The sequence below is a fragment of the Pseudomonas sp. SJZ080 genome (assembly GCF_007828295.1).
GTDB lineage: Bacteria > Pseudomonadota > Gammaproteobacteria > Pseudomonadales > Pseudomonadaceae > Aquipseudomonas > Aquipseudomonas migulae_A.
The window spans coordinates 23,975-44,686 of the sequence record NZ_VIUK01000006.1 but is presented as its reverse complement, the minus strand read 5'-3'; the positions used below and the strand labels follow the sequence as shown (position 1 = coordinate 44,686).

General features: G+C 60.2%; 16 protein-coding genes. 5 read left to right on the top strand and 11 right to left on the bottom strand.

All coding sequences use genetic code 11. The features are described 5' to 3' along the window. Positions 1–118: 118 nt before the first annotated feature. The 7 genes from cmk to mtnA form a co-directional block, all read right to left on the bottom strand. Positions 119–808: a (d)CMP kinase gene (gene cmk / locus FBY04_RS10560; protein WP_084322379.1), complete on the bottom strand. Its 690-nt coding sequence runs from the start codon at positions 806–808 to the stop codon at positions 119–121. Continuing rightward, positions 805–3,012 carry a bifunctional prephenate dehydrogenase/3-phosphoshikimate 1-carboxyvinyltransferase gene (locus FBY04_RS10555; RefSeq protein WP_235864464.1) on the bottom strand — a complete coding sequence of 736 codons (2,208 nt, stop codon included), beginning with the start codon at positions 3,010–3,012 and terminating at the stop codon, positions 805–807. Before FBY04_RS10555 ends, cmk begins: the two co-directional genes overlap by 4 nt. 28 nt (positions 3,013–3,040) lie before the next feature. Next, on the bottom strand, positions 3,041–4,153 hold the full coding sequence (hisC, locus tag FBY04_RS10550; protein ID WP_084322377.1) for a histidinol-phosphate transaminase: 1,113 nt from the start codon (positions 4,151–4,153) through the stop codon (positions 3,041–3,043). Between the two features lie 10 nt (positions 4,154–4,163). Then, positions 4,164–5,258: a prephenate dehydratase gene (gene pheA, locus FBY04_RS10545; RefSeq protein ID WP_007899727.1), complete on the bottom strand. Its 1,095-nt coding sequence runs from the start codon at positions 5,256–5,258 to the stop codon at positions 4,164–4,166. Further along, positions 5,258–6,343, bottom strand: coding sequence for a 3-phosphoserine/phosphohydroxythreonine transaminase (gene serC, locus FBY04_RS10540; protein WP_084322376.1), 1,086 nt, complete (start codon positions 6,341–6,343; stop codon positions 5,258–5,260). The genes pheA and serC overlap by 1 nt, the downstream gene beginning before the upstream one ends. Before the next feature lie 223 nt (positions 6,344–6,566). Continuing rightward, positions 6,567–9,221, bottom strand: coding sequence for a DNA gyrase subunit A (gene gyrA / locus FBY04_RS10535; RefSeq protein ID WP_084322375.1), 2,655 nt, complete (start codon positions 9,219–9,221; stop codon positions 6,567–6,569). A gap of 436 nt (positions 9,222–9,657) precedes the next feature. After that, positions 9,658–10,734: an S-methyl-5-thioribose-1-phosphate isomerase gene (mtnA, locus tag FBY04_RS10530; RefSeq protein WP_084322374.1), complete on the bottom strand. Its 1,077-nt coding sequence runs from the start codon at positions 10,732–10,734 to the stop codon at positions 9,658–9,660. Positions 10,735–10,841: 107 nt separating this feature from the next. Here mtnA and FBY04_RS10525 point away from each other — a divergent pair, with 107 nt between their 5' ends. The 5 genes from FBY04_RS10525 to FBY04_RS10505 all read left to right on the top strand — a co-directional run bounded on the left by FBY04_RS10525 (position 10,842) and on the right by FBY04_RS10505 (position 15,807). Next, positions 10,842–12,176: a TRZ/ATZ family hydrolase gene (locus FBY04_RS10525; protein ID WP_145315180.1), complete on the top strand. Its 1,335-nt coding sequence runs from the start codon at positions 10,842–10,844 to the stop codon at positions 12,174–12,176. Between the two features lie 57 nt (positions 12,177–12,233). Then, a complete protein-coding gene (gene ubiG, locus FBY04_RS10520; protein WP_038982154.1) occupies positions 12,234–12,932 on the top strand; it encodes a bifunctional 2-polyprenyl-6-hydroxyphenol methylase/3-demethylubiquinol 3-O-methyltransferase UbiG in 699 nt (232 codons plus the stop codon). Positions 12,933–12,936: 4 nt separating this feature from the next. Then, on the top strand, positions 12,937–13,608 hold the full coding sequence (mupP, locus tag FBY04_RS10515) for an N-acetylmuramic acid 6-phosphate phosphatase MupP (RefSeq protein WP_145315179.1): 672 nt from the start codon (positions 12,937–12,939) through the stop codon (positions 13,606–13,608). A 158-nt stretch (positions 13,609–13,766) separates the two neighbouring features. Beyond that, entirely contained in the window at positions 13,767–14,507 is a 741-nt protein-coding gene (locus FBY04_RS10510) for a YciK family oxidoreductase (protein WP_145315178.1), read from the top strand. 373 nt (positions 14,508–14,880) lie between these two features. Then, positions 14,881–15,807: a GGDEF domain-containing protein gene (locus FBY04_RS10505; protein WP_145315177.1), complete on the top strand. Its 927-nt coding sequence runs from the start codon at positions 14,881–14,883 to the stop codon at positions 15,805–15,807. Positions 15,808–15,904: 97 nt separating this feature from the next. On the opposite strand, the gene FBY04_RS10500 is transcribed toward FBY04_RS10505, so the two are convergent. The 4 genes from FBY04_RS10500 to FBY04_RS10485 all read right to left on the bottom strand — a co-directional run bounded on the left by FBY04_RS10500 (position 15,905) and on the right by FBY04_RS10485 (position 20,684). Continuing rightward, positions 15,905–17,779, bottom strand: a complete 1,875-nt coding sequence (locus tag FBY04_RS10500) for an MFS transporter (protein ID WP_084322370.1) — start codon at positions 17,777–17,779, stop codon at positions 15,905–15,907. 100 nt (positions 17,780–17,879) lie between these two features. Continuing rightward, positions 17,880–19,031: a TDT family transporter gene (locus tag FBY04_RS10495; RefSeq protein WP_145315176.1), complete on the bottom strand. Its 1,152-nt coding sequence runs from the start codon at positions 19,029–19,031 to the stop codon at positions 17,880–17,882. 106 nt (positions 19,032–19,137) lie between these two features. Next, complete coding sequence (locus FBY04_RS10490; protein WP_084322392.1) at positions 19,138–19,449, bottom strand: cupin domain-containing protein; 312 nt, start codon at positions 19,447–19,449, stop codon at positions 19,138–19,140. Positions 19,450–19,493: 44 nt separating this feature from the next. Further along, positions 19,494–20,684, bottom strand: coding sequence for an MFS transporter (locus FBY04_RS10485; protein ID WP_145315175.1), 1,191 nt, complete (start codon positions 20,682–20,684; stop codon positions 19,494–19,496). Positions 20,685–20,712 lie beyond the last annotated feature (28 nt).

The window sequence follows — 20,712 nt, the reverse complement described above, 5'->3', positions numbered from 1 at the left end:
TAATTCCTGTTGATGAGGGCGAAGAATACGCCCATCTCCACATCCCAGACGATGTGGGTTAGTTTCATTTAAAAGAAGCACCCCAGGACTATGACTGGTCCCCTGCGAAGCTTCTTGGTCATCCGGCGATATCGCGAATGGCGATCTCACTCATGATGCGTTCCAGCACCTGATCGATGGATAATTCCGTGGAATCCAGCTGGATGGCGTCAGCCGCCGGCTTGAGCGGGGCTACCGCTCGCTGGGTGTCACGCTCATCGCGGACACGTATCTCATCTAGCAGACTCGACAGACTAACACCATCGACTTTGCCCTTCAACTGCAAGTATCGACGGCGCGCACGCTCCTCGGCACTGGCAGTGAGGAATATCTTCAGCGGCGCATCGGGGAAAACCACGGTGCCCATGTCGCGACCATCGGCCACCAGGCCCGGTGCTTCCTGAAATGCCCGCTGACGCTGCAGCAGAGCGTCGCGCACGGCCGGCAAGGCGGCCACTTGCGAGGCCCACGCGCCCACTTGTTCGTTGCGCAGGTCATCGGTGACATCGTCACCTTCGAGGATGATGCGCTGCGGATGACCTTCGGTCGCCCCGACGAACTGCACGTCCAGATGAGCCGCGAGCAGTTTCAGCGACTCTTCATTGGTCAAGTCCACGCCGTGGTTGCGCGCGGCAAATGCCAGCAGACGGTACAACGCACCGGAATCCAGCAGGCACCAGCCCAGACGCTTGGCCAGAATCCCGGCGATAGTGCCTTTGCCCGACCCGCTCGGGCCGTCGATGGTGATGACCGGTGGCTTGATATTCACGACTGAGCCTCTTGGGCAACACGGATACCGACCTGTGCGCACAGCGCCAGGAAGTTCGGGAACGAGGTCGCGACGTTGGCGCAATCATGAATGCGGATCGGTGCAGTGGCGCGCAGGGAAGCAACGCTGAAGGCCATGGCAATCCGGTGATCGCCGTGACCATGCACTTCGCCGCCGCCGATCAGGCCGCCGTCGATGATGATGCCGTCCGGCGTCGGTTCGCATTTGACGCCCAGTGCCAGCAAGCCATCGGCCATGACCTGGATCCGGTCCGATTCCTTGACGCGCAATTCTTCGGCGCCACGCAGGATGGTGCGCCCTTCGGCACAGGCCGCCGCCACGAACAGCACCGGGAATTCGTCGATAGCCAATGGAACCAGCGCTTCGGGAATCTCGATACCTTTGAGTTTAGCTGCACGCACGCGCAGGTCCGCTACGGGTTCGCCGCCGACTTCACGCTGGTTTTCCAGGGTAATGTCAGCGCCCATCAGACGCAGGATGTCGATTACGCCGGTGCGGGTCGGGTTGATGCCGACGTGCTCGAGCACCAGCTCGGAACCTTCGGCGATCGATGCCGCCACCAGGAAGAACGCCGAGGACGAAATATCGCCGGGCACTTCAATGTGGGTCGCGGTCAGCTTGTGCCCGGACTCGACCGAAGCGGTTGCGCCATTGACAGTGACCGGGTAGCCGAAACCGCGCAGCATGCGCTCGGTGTGGTCGCGGGTTGGCGCAGGCTCGGTGACGGTGGTCTTGCCTTCGGCGTACAGCCCCGCCAGCAGCAGGCAGGATTTAACCTGGGCGCTGGCCATCGGCATGGTGTAGGTCAGGCCTTTGAGTTTGTTGCCGCCACGGATGGTCATTGGCGGACGACCTTCTGCAGCGGTCTCGATCACGGCGCCCATTTCACGCAGCGGATTGGCCACGCGATTCATCGGACGCTTGGACAGCGAGGCGTCCCCCGTCAGGGTGCTGTCGAAGTTCTGCGCAGCCAACAGGCCGGACAGCAGGCGCATCGAGGTGCCGGAGTTGCCCAGATAGATCGGGCCCGGCGCAGGCTTCAGGCCATGCAGGCCGACACCGTGGATGGTCACGCGCCCATGGTGCGGACCTTCGATCACGACACCCATGTCGCGGAAGGCCTGCAAGGTCGCCAGGGCATCTTCGCCCTCAAGAAAACCTTCCACTTCGGTGGTGCCTTCGGCGAGGGAGCCGAGCATGATCGAACGGTGGGAAATCGATTTGTCGCCCGGTACACGAATCCGCCCAGTCAGGCGGCCACCAGGTTGTGCCAGGAAAATCAGGTCGTTGGAGTTCATAGCGTCCACATAAGCCCGGCGGGCCAGGATTTTACTGAAATGTTCGCGGGCAACCCGGGCGCGAGTGAATACGCCCAACAATTGGTGCCCATCCCCTGCATCGACCGCGTCGCGCAAGGCGTCGAGGTCGCTACGAAATGTATCGAGTGTGCGCAGGACAGCTTCGCGGTTGGCGAGGAAGATGTCGTGCCACATGACCGGGTCACTTCCCGCGATTCTTGTGAAATCGCGGAAACCGCCGGCAGCGTAACGGAAGATCTCAAGGTTTTCATTGCGTTTGGCCAGTGAGTCGACCAAACCGAACGCCAGCAAGTGTGGCAAATGGCTGGTCGCCGCCAGCACTTCGTCGTGACGTTCGACCTGCATATGCTCGACATCGGCGCCCAGTTCACGCCACAAACGGTCGACCACGGCCAGCGCGGCCGGATCAGTTTGATCCAGCGGTGTCAGAATCACTTTATGGCGACGGAACAGCTCGGCATTGGAGGCTTCCACCCCGCTCTGCTCGGAACCGGCAATCGGATGGCCCGGCACGAAACGCGCCGGCATGCCGCCAAACGCTTCGGTCGCGGCGCGTACGACATTGCCTTTGGCGCTGCCGACGTCGGTCAGAATCGCCTGGCCAAGGTCCATGCCGGCCAAACGGCCGAGCATTTTCTCCATGGCCAGGATCGGCACGGCCAGCTGAATCACGTCTGCGCCCTGGCAAGCAACCGCCAGGTCGTCTTCGCAGCGATCGACCACACCCAACTCAACCGCGAGCTTGCGCGACTGCGGATCGAGATCGACACCGACGACTTCGCGACACAGGCCGCTTTCACGCAACCCCTTGGCAAACGAACCGCCAATCAGTCCCAGACCGACCACCACCAGGCGACCGATCATAGGTTCAGCAGATTGCAGAGCAGTGACATCAACCACGAGCCAGGACCTTGGTCAGCGCCTCAAGGAAGCGGCTGTTTTCCGCCGGCAGGCCGATGGTGATGCGCAGGTGGTTCGGCATGCCATAGTTGGCCACTGGACGCACGATCACGCCTTCGCGCAACAACCCCTGGAAAACCGGAGCCGCCACACGACCCAGATCGACGCAGATGAAGTTACCCTTGGACGGAATCCAGCTCAGCCCGAGCTCGCGGAAACCCGCTTCAAGCTGCTGCATGCCAGCTTCGTTCAGGCGGCGGCTTTCAGCCAGGTAGTCGGCGTCTTGCAACGCAGCGCACGCGGCGGCCAGGGCCAGGCTGTTGACGTTGAACGGCTGACGGACGCGGTTCAGCACATCGGCAACCACCGCGGTGGACAAGCCATAACCGACCCGCAGCGCCGCCAGGCCATAAGCCTTGGAGAAGGTGCGCGAAACCAGCAAATTCGGGTAGGCCGCCAGGTAGTCGAGACCATCCGGCAGGTCGCTGCCTTCGGCGTATTCGATGTAGGCCTCGTCCAGCACCACCAGCACGTGTTCCGGTACGTCCTGCAGGAACTCGTCCAGCGCTTCGGCGCCAAACCAGGTTCCGGTCGGGTTGTTCGGGTTGGCGATGAAGACCACGCGGGTATCGGCATCGATGGCAGCCAGCATGGCCGACAGATCATGCCCCCAGTCTTTGGCCGGAATCACTTTGGCGGTTGCGCCGACGGCTTGCGTGACGATCGGATAGACCGCAAACGCATGCTCGCTGAACACCGCGTTCAGGCCCGGCGCCAGATAAGCGCGAGCGACCAGCTCCAGAATGTCGTTGGAGCCATTGCCCAGCGTCACCTGATTCAGCTCGACGCGGCACTGGTCGGCCAGCAGGGTCTTGAGCGCAAAACCGTTGCCATCCGGATAACGGGTCAGTTCGGCCAGCTCTTCACGAATCGCCGCCAGCGCCTTCGGACTGGCGCCCAACGGGTTTTCGTTGCTCGCCAGCTTGACGATGCTGGCCGGATCGATATCCAGCTCGCGCGCCAGTTCGTCCACAGGCTTGCCCGGAACGTAAGGCGAGAGTTGTTGCACGCCTGGCTGTGCCAGAGCGAGGAAGTTGCCACTCATTTGCTACCCCTTAGAGAACTGCTTTCGGGTAGGAACCCAACACTTTAAGTGCCACTGCTTCCTGACTGATTTTTTCCAGCACACCTTTGACCAGCGGATCGCGGTGGTGACCGACGAAGTCGATAAAGAACACGTAGGTCCATTTACCGCTGCGCGAAGGACGCGTCTCGATACGCGTCAGGTCGATGCCGTTGTCGTGGAACGGCACCAGCAACTCGTGAAGCGCACCGGGTTTGTTGCTCATCGACACGATGATCGAGGTCTTGTCGTCGCCGGTCGGCGGCACTTCCTGGCTGCCGATCATCAGGAATCGCGTGGAGTTGTCCGGGCGATCCTCGATTTTCTCGGCCAGACGGGTCAGCCCGTACAAGCCTGCGGCCATGTCGCCGGCGATCGCCGCCGAGTTCCACTCACCCTTGACCCGCTTCGCCGCTTCGGCGTTGCTCGAAACCGCCACGCGCTCGACATTCGGGTAGTGTGCGTCCAGCCACTTGCGGCACTGGGCCAGCGACTGGGCGTGGGAATAGATGCGGCTGATGCTGTCGGTCTTGGTGTTTTCACCGACCAGCAAGTGGTGGTGAATCCGCAACTCGACTTCGCCACAAATGACCATGTCGTGTTCGAGGAAGCTGTCGAGGGTGTGGTTGACCGCGCCCTCAGTGGAGTTTTCCACCGGAACCACGCCAAAATTCACCGCGCCCGCCGCCACTTCGCGGAACACTTCGTCGATCGCTGCCATTGGCTTGCTGATCACCGCGTGACCGAAATGCTTCATGGCCGCCGCTTGAGTGAAGGTGCCTTCAGGGCCGAGGTAAGCCACTTTCAGCGGCTGTTCGAGGGCCAGGCACGAGGACATGATTTCGCGGAACAGCCGCGCCATCTCTTCGTTGCCCAGCGGCCCCTGATTGCGCTCCATCACACGCTTGAGCACCTGAGCTTCACGCTCAGGACGATAGAACACCGGCACTTCGCCTTCGGCCAGCGAGGCCATCTTTACTCGCGCAACTTCCTGGGCGCAGCGTGCGCGCTCACTGATCAGCTCCAGGACTTTTTCGTCCAGGGCATCAATGCGCAGGCGCAGTGCCTTGAGTTCTTGCTCAGACATTAGCCGTGTTCCTTCTCGAACTCTGCCATGTACGAAACCAGTGCGTTGACCGCAACGATGTCGACGGCGTTATAGATGGAGGCGCGCATGCCGCCCACGGAACGGTGACCCTTGAGATTCAGCAGGCCACGCTCGTCGGCACCGGCCAGGAATGGCTTGTCGAGACGGTCGTCAGCCAGACGGAACGGCACGTTCATCCACGAGCGGTCGGACTTGTTGATCGGGTTGCTGTAGAGGCCACTGGCATCGATGAAATCGTACAACGTGCGCTGTTTCACTTCGTTGAGCTTGCCGATGGCTTCTACACCACCTTGCTCTTTCAGCCACTCGAACACCAGGCCGGACAAGTACCAGGCCAGGGTTGGCGGGGTGTTGTACATCGAACCGTTATCGGCCGCGACCTTGTAGTTGAGCATGGTCGGGCACAGGGAACGGGCGTGACCCAGCAGGTCTTCGCGAACGATGTTGACGACGATACCGCTCGGGCCGATGTTTTTCTGGGCGCCGGCGTAGATCATGCCGAAGCGCGAAACATCGATCGGGCGCGAGAGAATGTCCGAGGACATGTCGGCGACCAGCGGAACATCACCGGTTTCCGGGACCCAGTTGAATTCCAGACCGCCAATGGTTTCGTTCGGTGCGTAGTGAACGTAGGCCGCGTCTTTCGACAGCTTCCACTCGTTCTGACCGGGGATAGCGAAATAGTCGTAAGGCTTGGCGGTAGCGGCAACGTTGACGTTACCGTAGCGCGACGCTTCTTCGATGGCTTTCTGCGACCAGATACCGGTGTCGATATAGTCGGCAGTGCCGCTTTCCGGCAACAGGTTCAGAGGGATCTGAGCGAATTGCTGGCTGGCGCCACCTTGCAGAAACAGCACTTTATAGTTCGAGGGGATATTCAGCAGATCACGCAGATCCTGCTCGGCCTTGGTCGCAATGGACACGAACTCATCGCTGCGATGGCTCATTTCCATGACCGAGAGGCCCTTGCCGTGCCAATCAAGGAGTTCACCCTGGGCGCGCTGCAGGACAGCTTCGGGAAGTGCCGCAGGACCGGCACAGAAGTTATAGGCTCTCTTGCTCACATCCAATCTCGCTCTGATTTGGTGGTATCACATATCAGTCGACACCGACCTGATATGGGTGCGGGCTTGCTCGCGAAAGCGGTGTAACAGGCGACATCTGTGCTGAATGTCAGTCCGCCTTCGCGAGCAAGCCCGCTCCCACATTTGATCTTCGTGGGTGTCGATATTTCATTACGGACAAACAACAAGGGGGCGAATTTTCATCCGCCCCCTGTTTGTCCGCTTACTCTTGCGGTTCTTCGTCAGCGGCGGCGTCGAGCTGCTGGTCTTCAGCAGCGTCGTCGATCACGACTTCACCGTCGAACACTGCACCCTCTTCACCCTCCAGCTCTTCGCCTTCGACTTCCGACGGCTCCTGAACCCGTTCAAGACCTACCAGCGTTTCATCGCTGGCCAGCTTGATCAAGGTTACGCCCTGGGTGTTACGACCCAGGCTGGAGACTTCGTCGACACGGGTACGAACCAAAGTACCCTGGTCGGAAATCAGCATGATTTCCTCGCCGTCGAGCACCTGAACCGCGCCGACCAGACGGCCGTTACGGTCGTTGCTGACCATCGCGATAACGCCCTGACCGCCACGCTTGTACTCAGGGAACTCGGTGATCGCCGTGCGCTTGCCGAAACCACGCGCCGAAGCGGTGAGGATCTGGCTGCCTTCTTCCGGAATCAGCATGGAAATCAGCTTCTGGCCTTCCGGCAGACGCATGCCGCGGACACCGCGAGCGGTACGGCCCATGGCGCGAACGTCGGTTTCCTTGAAGCGAGTGACCTTGCCGCCGTCGGAGAACAGCATGACTTCGCGATCGCCATCGGTAATGGCGGCGGAAATCAGTACGTCGCCTTCATCAAGTTCCAGCGCGATCAGACCAACGCTGCGTTGACGGCTGAAGGATTCCAGCGGGGTCTTCTTCACGGTGCCTTTGGCGGTGGCCATGAAGATGAAGTGACCCTCGGTGTATTCCTCGACCGGCAGCATGGTGGTGATGTACTCATCACTGTCCAGCGGCAGCAGGTTGACCAGCGGACGACCACGGGCAGCGCGGGACGCTTCCGGAATTTCGTAGGTTTTCAGCCAGTACACCTTGCCTTTGCTGGAGAACAGCAACAGCGTGGTGTGGCTGTTGGCGACCAGCAGGTGAGCGATGTAGTCCTCATCCTTGACGCCGGTAGCCGATTTGCCTTTACCGCCACGACGCTGGGCCTGGTACGCAGCCAATGGCTGGGTCTTGGCGTAGCCACCGTGGGAAATGGTCACGACGCGCTCTTCTTCCGGGATCATGTCACCCAGGGTCAGATCGAGACGGGCATCGAGAATTTCGGTGCGACGCACGTCGCCGTATTCGGCACGAATCACTTCCAGCTCTTCGCGGATCACTTCCATCAGGCGCGTGGCGCTGTTGAGGATGCGGATCAGCTCGCCGATCTGGTTGAGGATCTCTTGATACTCGGCCAGCAGTTTTTCGTGTTCCAGACCGGTCAGGCGGTGCAGACGCAGTTCCAGAATGGCTTGCGCCTGTTCCGGCGACAGGAAGTACTTGCCTTCGCGCAGACCGTATTGCGGATCGAGGTTTTCCGGACGGCACGAATCGGCACCGGCACGCTCGACCATCGCGACCACGGCGGAGGATTCCCAAGGCGTGCTGATCAGCGCTTCCTTGGCTTCCGACGGGGTTGGCGAGGCCTTGATCAGGGCGATGACCGGGTCGATGTTCGACAAGGCAACCGCTTGACCTTCCAGAATGTGACCACGCTCGCGCGCTTTACGCAGTTCGAACACAGTACGACGGGTAACGACTTCGCGACGGTGACGAACGAAGGCTTCCAGCAGATCCTTGAGGTTCAGGATCCGCGGACGGCCGTCGATCAGTGCAACGATGTTGATGCCGAACACCGCTTGCAGCTGGGTCTGGGCGTAGAGGTTGTTGAGGATCACCTCAGGCACTTCACCACGACGCAGCTCGATCACGACGCGCATACCGTCCTTGTCGGACTCGTCGCGCAGCTCGGTGATGCCTTCGAGTTTCTTCTCTTTCACCAGCTCGGCGATCTTCTCGATCAGACGCGCCTTGTTCAGCTGGTAAGGGAGTTCGGTGATGACGATCTGCTGACGGCCACCGACCTTGTCGATGTCTTCGATGATCGAGCGGGCACGCATGTAAATACGGCCGCGACCGGTGCGGTAGGCTTCGATGATGCCGGCGCGACCGTTGATGATCGCGGCGGTCGGGAAGTCCGGGCCGGGGATGTATTGCATCAGCTCATCGATGGTCAACTCTGGGTTATCGATGAGCGCCAGGCAACCGTCGATGACTTCACCGAGGTTGTGCGGCGGAATGTTGGTCGCCATGCCCACGGCGATACCGCTGGAGCCGTTGACCAGCAGATTGGGAATACGGGTCGGCATGACCGCCGGGATCATTTCGGTGCCGTCGTAGTTCGGCACCCAGTCCACGGTTTCCTTGTGCAGGTCAGCCAGCAGCTCGTGCGCCAGCTTGGTCATGCGCACTTCGGTGTATCGCATGGCCGCGGCGTTGTCGCCGTCCACCGAACCGAAGTTGCCCTGACCGTCTACCAGCAGGTAGCGCAGCGAGAATGGCTGCGCCATCCGAACGATGGTGTCGTACACCGCGGTATCACCGTGCGGGTGATACTTACCGATCACGTCACCGACAACACGGGCAGATTTCTTGTACGGCTTGTTGAAGTCGTTGCCCAGCTCGCTCATCGCGAACAGCACACGCCGGTGCACGGGCTTCAAGCCATCGCGCGCATCCGGCAGTGCCCGCCCGACAATTACGCTCATCGCGTAGTCGAGGTAGGACTGCTTCAGCTCGTCTTCGATATTGACCGGGAGGATTTCTTTGGCCAGTTCGCCCATGAGAAGCCTGATTCCTTTTTCTGGTGAAACTTCGTCACATCCATATGGGACGAACGAAGCTCGCCGATGCAGGCTGAGTGCCAATGCACCGACTTACGACAAATCAACGAGTTATGCCATGGATCTGCGCAGTAAAGGCAGCCGCATCGGGCTACCTTGGAAACCGCCGGATGTTATCACAAGAGCCGCCACGCACCTATCCCCCAGATGCGCATGGAGCATAGTTAGTTGACCGATGACAGGCTGATAGGGGACGAGAGAGGCTTAGAGGCCTTTTTAATGAAGAATTTCGGGGGGAATGGGGGTTGTTTGGTGGCAGCGAGGGGCCCTTCGCGAGCACGCCCGCTCCCACAGCTGACCGAGTTCTCAAGTCAGATACGGTCGAAGGTGGGAGCGGGCTTGCTCGCGAAGGCGGTTTATCAGCCGCCACAGTTCATCAATGCAGACGCTTGCGGCACATCAACTGCGCCATCTTCGCGGTGTCCGGGCGCTCGACAATGCCTTTTTCGGTCACGATCGCATCGATCAAGTCCGCAGGGGTCACGTCGAACACCGGGTTGAACGCATCGACATCCGCCCCGACCCGCTTGCCGCCCACTTCCAGCAACTCGCGGCCGTCACGCTCTTCAATCGGAATGTCGTCGCCACTGGCCAGGTTCATGTCGATGGTCGAACTGGGCGCCACCACCATGAAACGCACGCCGTGATGCATGGCGTTCACCGCCAGTTGATAAGTGCCGATCTTGTTGGCCACGTCGCCATTGGCGGTGATCCGGTCAGCGCCGACGATGACCCAGGTAATGCCTTTGGTCTTCATGATATGGGCGGCGGCGGAGTCGGCATTGAGGGTCACGGGAATGCCTTCGTTGGCCAGTTCCCACGCCGTCAGGCGCGAACCTTGCAGCCAGGGGCGGGTTTCATCGGCATAAACGCGCTCGACCATGCCTTCGATGAACGCCCCGCGAATGACACCCAGCGCCGTACCGAAACCGCCGGTTGCCAGCGCGCCGGTGTTGCAGTGGGTCAGGATCGCCTGCGCGTTGCCCTGATGCTTGCGGATCAGGTCCACACCCAGTTGCGCCATCGTCAGGTTGGCTTCGCGGTCACTTTCGTGAATGGCAATGGCCTCCGCTTCCAGCGCCGCCAGCGGGTCGGCATCGCCCTTGAGGCGATCCAGGCGGTCACGCATGCGACTCAAGGCCCAGAATAGATTCACTGCCGTCGGACGAGAATCGGCCAGCAACGCGTAATCCTCTTCCCACGCGGCCTGCCAGTCACCGCCCTCGGCAAAACGGGCGCGGGCTGCCAGCACCATGGCATAAGCAGCGCTGATGCCGATCGCCGGAGCGCCGCGCACCACCATCGAACGAATGGCTTCGGCCACGCCAGCAGCGCTGGTGTAGGCAATCCAGGTTTCCTCGAACGGCAAAATACGCTGATCCAGCAGATACAGGGCGCCATCACGCCAATCGATGGCTTTCACCTTCTCCGCAGCCAACAGTCGATCGCGCATCCCACACCCCGTACTCAGTAACAAAGCGGCCGATTATAGCGATCCCCCCGCGAAGACGCTCGGGTATACTTCGCCATCCTTTACAAAAGCACTGGAACCGACTCTCGATGCCGAACACTGCCGCTGCGCTCGACCTGTTATTGCTGCCGACCTGGCTGGTACCCGTCGAACCCGCTGGCATTGTCCTCAAAGAGCACGGCCTGGGCATCCGCGACGGGCGCATTGCCTTTATCGGCCCGCGCGCGGCTGCGCTGAAGCTGGGCGCAACCGAAGTCCGCGAACTGCCGGACATGCTGCTCAGCCCCGGCCTGATCAATGCTCACGGGCATGCGGCGATGACACTGTTTCGCGGTCTGGCAGACGATCTGCCGCTGATGACCTGGCTGGAAAACCACATCTGGCCCGCCGAGGCCAAGTGGATTGATGAAGCCTTTGTACGCGACGGTACCGACCTTGCCATCGCCGAACAGATCAAAGGTGGCATCACTTGCTTCTCTGACATGTATTTCTTCCCGAAGGTTGCGAGCGAACGTGTGCACAACAGCGGCATGCGCGCACAAATCGCAATTCCGATCCTCGATTTCCCGATCCCGGGCGCCAGTACGGCGGACGAAGCCATTCGTCAGGGCGTCGAACTGTTCAACGATCTCAAGCACCACGAGCGCATCAAAGTCACCTTCGGCCCCCATGCGCCTTACACCGTGGGCGACGAAAACCTGGAGAAAATCCGGGTGATCGCCGAAGAACTGGACGCGTCGATTCACATGCACGTCCACGAAACAGCCTTCGAAGTGCAGCAGGCGGTCGAGCAGCGCGGTGAACGCCCGCTGGCCCGACTTGCACGCCTGGGCCTGTTGGGCCCGCGCTTCCAGGCAGTTCACATGACTCAGATCAGCGATGAAGACCTGGTGATGCTGGTAGAAAGCAACACCAATGTGATTCATTGCCCGGAGTCGAACCTGAAGCTGGCCAGCGGTTTCTGCCCGGTGGAGCGTTTGTGGCAGGCGGGCGTCAACGTGGCTATCGGCACCGACGGCGCGGCCAGCAACAATGACCTCGACCTGCTCGGCGAAACCCGCACCGCCGCATTGCTCGCCAAAGCCGTCGCCGGCTCGGCCACCGCGCTGGACGCTCATCGCGCCCTGCGCATGGCCACGCTCAACGGTGCCCGTGCGCTGGGGATCGAAGCGGAGGTTGGCTCGCTGGAAATCGGCAAAGCCGCGGACATGGTCGCGTTCGACCTTTCCGGCCTGGCGCAGCAACCAGTCTATGACCCGGTTTCGCAGCTTATATATGCCACCGGCCGCGACTGCGTGAAACACCTTTGGGTGGGTGGCAAGCAACTGCTCGACGACCGTCGCCTGACGCGTCTGGATGAAGAACAACTTTGCGCCACCGCCAAGGCCTGGGGCCAGCGCATCAGCGGCCACACCGAATCGTAAGCACCCCGGGGCCAACCGCCGGGACTACAGGATTTTTCAAGTTTTAGAGGATGAACCATGAGTAACGTCGACTACGCCGAAATCGCCAAATTCGAAGCCCTGGCCCATCGCTGGTGGGACCGCGAAAGCGAATTCAAACCGCTGCACGACATCAACCCGCTGCGGGTCAACTGGATTGACGAGCGCGTCAACCTGGCCGGCAAGAAAGTCCTCGACGTCGGTTGCGGCGGCGGGATCCTCAGCGAAGCCATGGCGCAGCGCGGCGCGACCGTGATGGGCATCGACATGGGCGAAGCGCCGCTGGCCGTCGCTCAGTTGCATCAGCTGGAATCCGGCGTAAGCGTCGAATACCGCCAGATCACCGCCGAAGCCCTGGCAGAAGAAATGCCCGAGCAATTCGACGTGGTCACTTGCCTGGAAATGCTCGAGCACGTGCCGGACCCATCGTCCGTGATCCGCGCCTGCTTCAAAATGGTCAAGCCGGGCGGCCAGGTGTTCTTCTCCACCATCAACCGCAACCCGAAGGCGTACCTGTTCGCCATCGTTGGCGCCGAATACATCATGAAGCTGCTGCCGCGCGGCACTCACGACTTCAAGAAATTCATCCGCCCTTCCGAGCTCGGTGCCTGGAGCCGCATGGCTGGCCTGACCGTCAAGGACATCATCGGCCTGACCTATAACCCGCTGACCAAGCACTACAAACTGGCCTCCGACGTGGACGTCAACTACATGATCCAGACCCTGCGCGAGGAGTAAGCCGATGCGTATCAGAGCAGTCCTTTTCGACATGGACGGCACGCTGCTCGACACCGCGCCGGACTTCATTGCGATCTGTCAGGCGATGCGTGCCGACCGCGGCTTGCCGCCGATGAACGACAAGCACATCCGCGACGAGATCTCCGGCGGCGCCAAGGCGATGGTCGCCGTGACGTTTTCCATGGACCCGGAATCTCCGGGTTTCGAAGAACTTCGCCTGGAGTTCCTCGAGCGTTACCTCGCGGGCTGTGCTGTTCACAGCAAGCTGTTCGATGGCATGGCTGAAGTGCTGGCTGACATCGAGAAAGCCAACCTGATCTGGGGCGTGGTCACCAACAAGCCTCTGCGGTTTGCCGAGCCGATCATGCAGCAACTGGGGCTGGCCGAGCGTTCGGCGCTGTTGATCTGCCCGGATCACGTGAAGAACAGCAAACCGGACCCTGAGCCGTTGATCCTGGCGTGCAAGATGCTCGACCTCGATCCGGCCAGCGTGCTGTTCGTGGGTGATGACCTGCGTGATATCGAGTCTGGCCGCGATGCTGGCACCCGGACGGCCGCCGTGACCTACGGCTACATTCATCCGGACGATAACCCGCGGCATTGGGGGGCGGATGTGGTGGTTGATCATCCGTTGGAGTTGCGCAAAGTGTTGGATAGCGCACTTTGCAGCTGTTGAGTCGAATCGCTTTCTTTGTAGGAGCGAACTTGCTCGCGAAAAACCCGAGAACTCCGCGGGGTGTCAGGCTTGTCGCGTAATCGTTGACGACCATCGCGAGCAGGCTCGCTCCCACAGGGATAGCGCGTGACCTGAAGAATTTTTGTTGAGGTTTTCCTATGTTTGATTATTCCGCCCGCCCTGAATTGCTCAAGGACCGGGTCATTCTGGTCACCGGTGCTGGTCGCGGCATCGGCGCTGCCGCTGCGAAAACCTATGCCGCCCACGGCGCCACCGTATTGCTGCTTGGCAAGACTGAAGCCAACCTGACGCAGGTCTATGACGAAATCGAGGCGGCCGGCCATCCACAACCGGCCGTGATCCCGTTCAACCTGGAAACCGCCCTGCCCCATCAATACGATGAGCTGGCAGCCATGATCGAGACCGAATTCGGCCACCTCGACGGCTTGCTGCACAACGCGTCGATCATCGGTCCGCGCACACCGATCGAACAGCTGTCCGGCGAAAACTTCATGCGAGTCATGCAAGTCAACGTCAACGCCATGTTCATGCTCACCAGCACGCTGTTGCCGCTGCTCAAGCTGTCGCAGGACGCTTCGGTGGTGTTCACTTCCAGCAGTGTCGGCCGCAAGGGCCGGGCGTATTGGGGCGCTTACGGGGTCTCCAAATTCGCGATCGAAGGCCTGATGCAAACCCTGGCCGACGAAGTCGACACCGTGGCCCCGGTGCGCTCCAACAGCATCAACCCCGGCGCCACCCGCACCAGCATGCGCGCCCAGGCTTACCCCGGTGAAAACCCGCTGAACAACCCGACGCCTGAGGAGATCATGCCGGTCTATCTCTACCTGATGGGGCCGGACAGCACAGGCATCAACGGCCAGGCGTTCAACGCGCAGTAACACCGTGCGTCGCTTTTGTGCCGTGGCGAATTTCCGTCACGGCACCGGACAAGCGTCATAACTGCGGTTTACCCCAGTCAAACAAATGTCACAAAATCAGCCGAACACCGTCCAGACGCCCTTCAAGACATTGATTTAAAAGCGCTTTAATTCGAATGAACCGAATGGCACGACTTTCGCTCTATATCTGCTCAGACACGCAGTGTGAAAGCAGATGGGCCGACGTTAGCGTCGATAGGTTACTAATCTTCAACAAAGCAGATTAGACTTGCGCCAAATGTCCTACGGGACTGATGGACCAGTATGACGCGCAGCCCAAAGCCGCTCTCACCCAGCCTGTAAGACAGTCTTACTGCTTAGGGGTGCACGCCATATGAAATCACCTTCCCAGACCAACGCAATTGACTTCGATAGCGCCAAATTGCAACGCCTGGGCTTTGGTCAACAGCCCCCGCTTCTCAAGAGGCCGGTCAGCCTTGCGCAAGTGCGCCAGCAACTGAGCCTGCAACTGCAAACCAGTCTTGAGCCACAACGCATTCTCGGGCTCTTCTTCCGTGAAATTCACCGACTCGTGCCGCTCGATGCCTTGAGCTACCAGCACAAGGCCAGCGACTTGCGCCTGGAGTTCGGTCTGCGCGGTCACCACTCGATCAGCTACACCCTCAGCCATGAAGGCGAGCACCTGGGCGAACTGGTATTCCGCCGCAATCAGCGTTTCAGCGAGCAAGAACTGGGCAACCTCGAGTCGCTGCTGTCCGCATTGCTGTACCCAATGCGCAATGCCCTGCTCTACCGCGCCGCCACCCAGAGCGCCCTGCGCGACCCCCTTACAAACACCGGCAACCGCATTGCCATGGACCAGACGCTGCAACGGGAAATCGATATGTCGCGTCGGCATCTGCAACCCCTGTCGCTGCTGATGCTGGACATCGATCACTTCAAACTGATCAACGACACACACGGTCACAGCGCCGGCGATGATGTACTCAAGGCCGTTGCAGCCTCGATCAAAGGTCAGCTGCGTAACGTCGACATGGTGTTTCGCTTTGGTGGCGAAGAGTTCCTGATTGTGCTGTCCAACACCGGCCGCGAGGCGGCGGCCATGGTCGGCGAACGGCTGAGATTTGCCGCGCAGGCCAACGATTTTCTGGCCGATGGCAAGTTGATCGAGCTGACCGTCAGCATCGGCTGCTCGACCCTGCTGCCCGGCGAGTCATCCGAAAGCCTGTTGCGACGGGCCGACAGCGCGCTGTATGTGGCCAAGCGAGAAGGACGCAACCGATTGGCGATGGCGGGCTGAAAACCCGCCAGTGCGGGGAGCTTAAAGGCGCCGCGCTTAGCTGGTAAACACGCGCTATCGTTAACGACCATCGCGAGCAAGCTCGCTCCTACAGCAGTCAACGGACAGCGCCGCGCAGCTCCCCGACCAGCCCTTGCAACTTCGCCGGTTCTGCCGCTTCTACAGCCACCGCCGGCCCCGCCACCAGGGTCACCCGCGACCACAACCGACGGAATACGCCTTTGTCGGGATCGCGACTGAAGAAACTCCCCCACAACCCCTGCAATGCCAACGGAATGACCGGCACCGGCGTCTCTTCGAGAATTCGCCTCAGCCCGCCCTTGAACTCGCTGATCTCACCATCAGTGGTCAGCTTGCCTTCAGGGAAGATGCACACCAGCTCACCGTCCTTCAGGTATTGGGCAATGCGCGTGAAGGCCTTTTCGTAAATCTGAATGTCTTCCTGGCGCCCTGCGATCGGAATCGTCCCGGCCGTGCGAAAGATGAAGTTCAGCACCGGCAGGTTATAGATCTTGTAATACATCACAAAGCGAATCGGCCGACGCACCGCACCACCAATCAGCAACGCGTCGACAAAGGACACGTGATTGCACACCAGCAGCGCCGCGCCTTCATCCGGAATCGCCTCCAGATTGCGATGTTCCACGCGGTACATGGAATGGCTGAGCAGCCAGATCATGAAACGCATGCTGAACTCAGGGACGATTTTGAAGATGTAGGCGTTGACGCCGATGTTCAGCAGCGACACCACCAGGAACAGGTGCGGGATCGACAACTTGGCCAGGCTGAGCAACACGATCGAAACAATCGCCGAGACCACCATGAACAGCGCGTTGAGAATGTTGTTGGCGGCAATCACTCGCGCCCGCTCGTTCTCTGGGGTGCGTGACTGGATCAGCGCGTACAGCGGCACAATGTAGAAACCGCCGAAAACCCCGAGGCCGAGAATGTCGATCAACACCAGCCAGGTGTGACCAAAGCCGAGAATCTCGATCCAGCCATGGCCGTTGACGCTGTCGGGAATGCCGCCGGAATGCCACCACAGCAGCAAGCCGAACACCGTCAGACCGAACGAGCCGAACGGCACCAGACCGATCTCGACTTTGCGTCCGGAGAGTTTTTCGCAGAGCAACGAACCGAGCGCGATACCCACCGAGAACACGGTAAGAATCAGCGTCACCACGGTTTCGTCGCCGTGCATCCACTCCTTGGCATATGCGGGGATTTGCGTCAGGTAAATCGCCCCGACAAACCAGAACCATGAGTTGCCGACAATCGAACGCGACACCGCCGGGGTTTGTCCCAGGCCCAGTTTCAAGGTGGCCCAGGATTGACTGAAGATGTTCCAGTTCAGGCGCAGTTGCGGCGATGAGGCCGCAGCCCGTGGAATGCTGCGACTGGCCAAGTAACCCAGCACGGCAATGCCGATGATCGCCGTGGACACGATGGGCGCGTAATGCGCGGACGACATCATGATCCCGGCGCCGATGGTCCCGGCGAGGATCGCCAGGAAGGTGCCCATTTCCACCAGACCGTTGCCGCCCACCAATTCTTCTTCGCGCAAGGCCTGGGGCAGAATCGAGTATTTCACCGGCCCGAACAGGGCCGAATGCGTCCCCATGGCGAACAGCGCGACCAGCATCAGCGACAGGTGATCGAAGACAAACCCGACTGCGCCGACCGCCATGATGGCGATTTCCCCGAGCTTGATCAGACGGATCAGCGCGTCCTTGGCGAACTTTTCGCCAAACTGTCCGGCCAGCGCCGAAAACAGAAAGAACGGCAGAATAAACAGCAACGCACACACATTGACCCAGATCGAGCGATCACCCGAGAGGGTCAACTTGTACAGAATGGCGAGGATCAACGATTGCTTGAAGACGTTGTCGTTGAACGCCCCGAGGGACTGGGTCACGAAAAACGGCAGGAAGCGCCGGGTGCGAAGCAGGCTGAACTGTGAGGGGTGACTCATCTTCCGTGTTCCTGAAGTTGGAAAGCCTGGTGATGGCGTGGATTCTATTATTGGAATGTCGATTGTCGATCCAGGCCACACCTTACCTAAACTTTGCAGGTTATTTGTTTAATCCTGCGATACACGGAGAGACAAACAACTCTCCCCGCCATGCGCCTTGCACCGTGCGTTTGGCGACGATCAGCCACATCACCGTCAGCAGCGCCACCAGCACACAGCCAAAGGCACTGAAAAACGTCAGGTTCAAGGTGCTGGCCAGTTTCAACGTTGCCAGAGAATAGACACCCAGCGGAAAGGTGAAACCCCACCAGCCAAGGTTGAAGGGAATGCCGGCGCGCAGGTAACGGCCGGTGATCAACAACGCGATCAGCATCCACCACAGACCAAAGCCCCACAACGTGATCCCGGCCACCAGCCCAAGCCCGGCGGCGATCTCACCGATTCCCGACAAACCGTTGGCGGCAAAGATCGCCGGCGCGTCGGCCCCCAGCAGCAGCATGCCCAGCGCTCCAGTGCCAATCGGGCCGAGCGCCAGCCAGCTCGAAGCCGCCATGTTCTCGTGGGGCAGTTTGTGCAGCGCCATGCGCAGCAACAGGATCGTCAGAATGCTGAACGCCACCGGCAGGGAAAACGCCCAGAGCACGTAGCTGGTGACCAGCACCACCAGTTGCGAATGGGTGTCGGCCAAGTGCGGCGCCAGCAGGCCACCGCTGGCCGCCGCCACTTCCGCAGCCACTACCGGCAACAGCCAGACGGCGGTCATCTGATCGATGCTGTGTTCCTGACGGGTAAACATCATGTAGGGGATCAGCACACCGCAGGCCAGCGACATCGCCACGTCCAGCCACCACAGCACTTCAGCCACATGAATCACGCCTTCGCCCCAACGCGGCAGACCGAACAACAGGAAACCGTTGATGATGGTCGCCAGCCCCATGGGAATCGTGCCGAAAAACATCGATACCGTGGAATGGCCGAAAATCCGCCGTGCTTCGTCGAAGAACAGCACCCAGCGTGCCGCGTACAGCGCCGTGAACAAAGCGAACAGAAAGATATTGAACAGCCAGAGGGATTCGGCAACCGCGTGCAAACCAGGGCTCGCGACCGGCAACTGCGCCATCGCCAACGCTAAAACGCCGGTGCCCATGGTCGCGGCAAACCAGTTCGGGGTGAACTGACGGATCACCTCGCGCGGATGCTGCAAATGACTGAAGGGTTTGATGCCGGGTCTGACGGCATTAGGGCATGTCATGGTCGAACTCCTGTCCTCTGTTGAGGTGGAGCCCATGGTAGATCCGAATCGAATATCGATATAACGGGTAATATCTCTAACTGTTATCTGTTTTGCCGATACGCCATCAGACACTGCCTTCCGATTCGATCACCAATATCCTCGCCACCCCCAACGGATGCGCCACATGCTCGGTGCCCACGGAGGCGTAAAAGATATCTCCTACGCTCAACACCACCTCTTTCTCCAGACCCTCTTCGCGGTAATGCATGTGCACCTGACCATCGAGCACGACGAACACTTCCTGGCCGTCATTGATGTGCCATTTGTAGGGCTGATCGGTCCAGTGCAAGCGGGTGGTGATGCCGTTCATGTTGGCGATGTCGAGCGCCCCCCAGGCACGGTCGGCAGTGAAGGATTGGCTGCGGATGATTTTCATGGACGGTCCGTCGAGATGAATGGCGCTGCCAAGGCTAGCGATCATTAAACATCGACGCTACAGACTTTGATGGACTGCTGACGCATCAACCCGAGTAACGCACCGACAGACAGGATGATCAGCACCACGCCATAACCATCGGTGGTCGCCACCAGGCCAAACGTCCGCGTCAGACTCCCCGCCAGCAACGACGGCAAACAGAACGCCAGGTAACTGAGCACATAAAATGCCGACATCAACCCTGCCCGCTCATGGGGCAGCGCCAGGGGTACCAGACTGCGCACTGAGCCAAGGAAACCGGCGCCGAATCCGCAACCGGCCACCAGCGTGCCAAGGAAAAACAAAGGCAGGCTTGCGCTGTGCACACCCAGCAAAAGCAACACGACGCCCGTTGGCAGGAACGTACCGCCCAACCGCAGCGCCTTCGCGGCGGGTTGGTGACGCAGGGTAAAGATCATCAGCGCGCCGGTCAGGGTCAATGCTGCGACTGCCGCCCCACCTATCAGATTCGAGGTCGAGCCGGTGGCCGTGCGTAGCAGCAAGGGCGAGAGCGAGGCATAAAAACCGCCGAGCGCCCAGGTCGAGAGATTCAGCGGCAACACCCGCCACAAGGTGGCGCGCGCCTGCGTCGGCACATGCAGGGTTGGACGCAACGAGGCCCATGCCCCCGGTTGCGGACTGACGCTTTCTGGCAGGCGCCAGACGTACAGCGCCTGCATCACAAACAGCGCAATCAGCACCCAATAGGTCAACTGCAACGGCAGCGGCGCAAACTCGGCCAGCAAGCCGCAGCCCATGCCACCAATCGCCATGCCGAGCAGCGGCGCAACGCTGTTGACCAGCGGCCCCTGCTGACGATCGGTGTCCAGTAGCGCGGCGCTCAATACGGCGGTGGCCATCCCGGTGGCAAAACCCTGAAGGACCCGCGCACTGATCAACCACGCCACGCTGTCCGCATTGATAAACAGCAGCATCGCCAGCAGATTAAGTATGACGGCCGTGAAAATGACCGGCTTGCGCCCCAGATGATCCGAAAGCGAACCGACCGTCAGCAGCGCCGCCAGCAAACTGATGGCGTAGACGCCAAAAATCACGGTCAGGGTCGCTGCCGAGAATTGCAGCTGCTCCTGATACAAGTGATACAACGGCGTCGGCGCCGTGGAAGCGGCGAGAAAACTCAGTAAAGTGATCGCCAGAAACCACAGGATTGAACGGTTGGAAGCTTTATTCGACATGCGCACACCCCCACAAAAGCTAATTTTT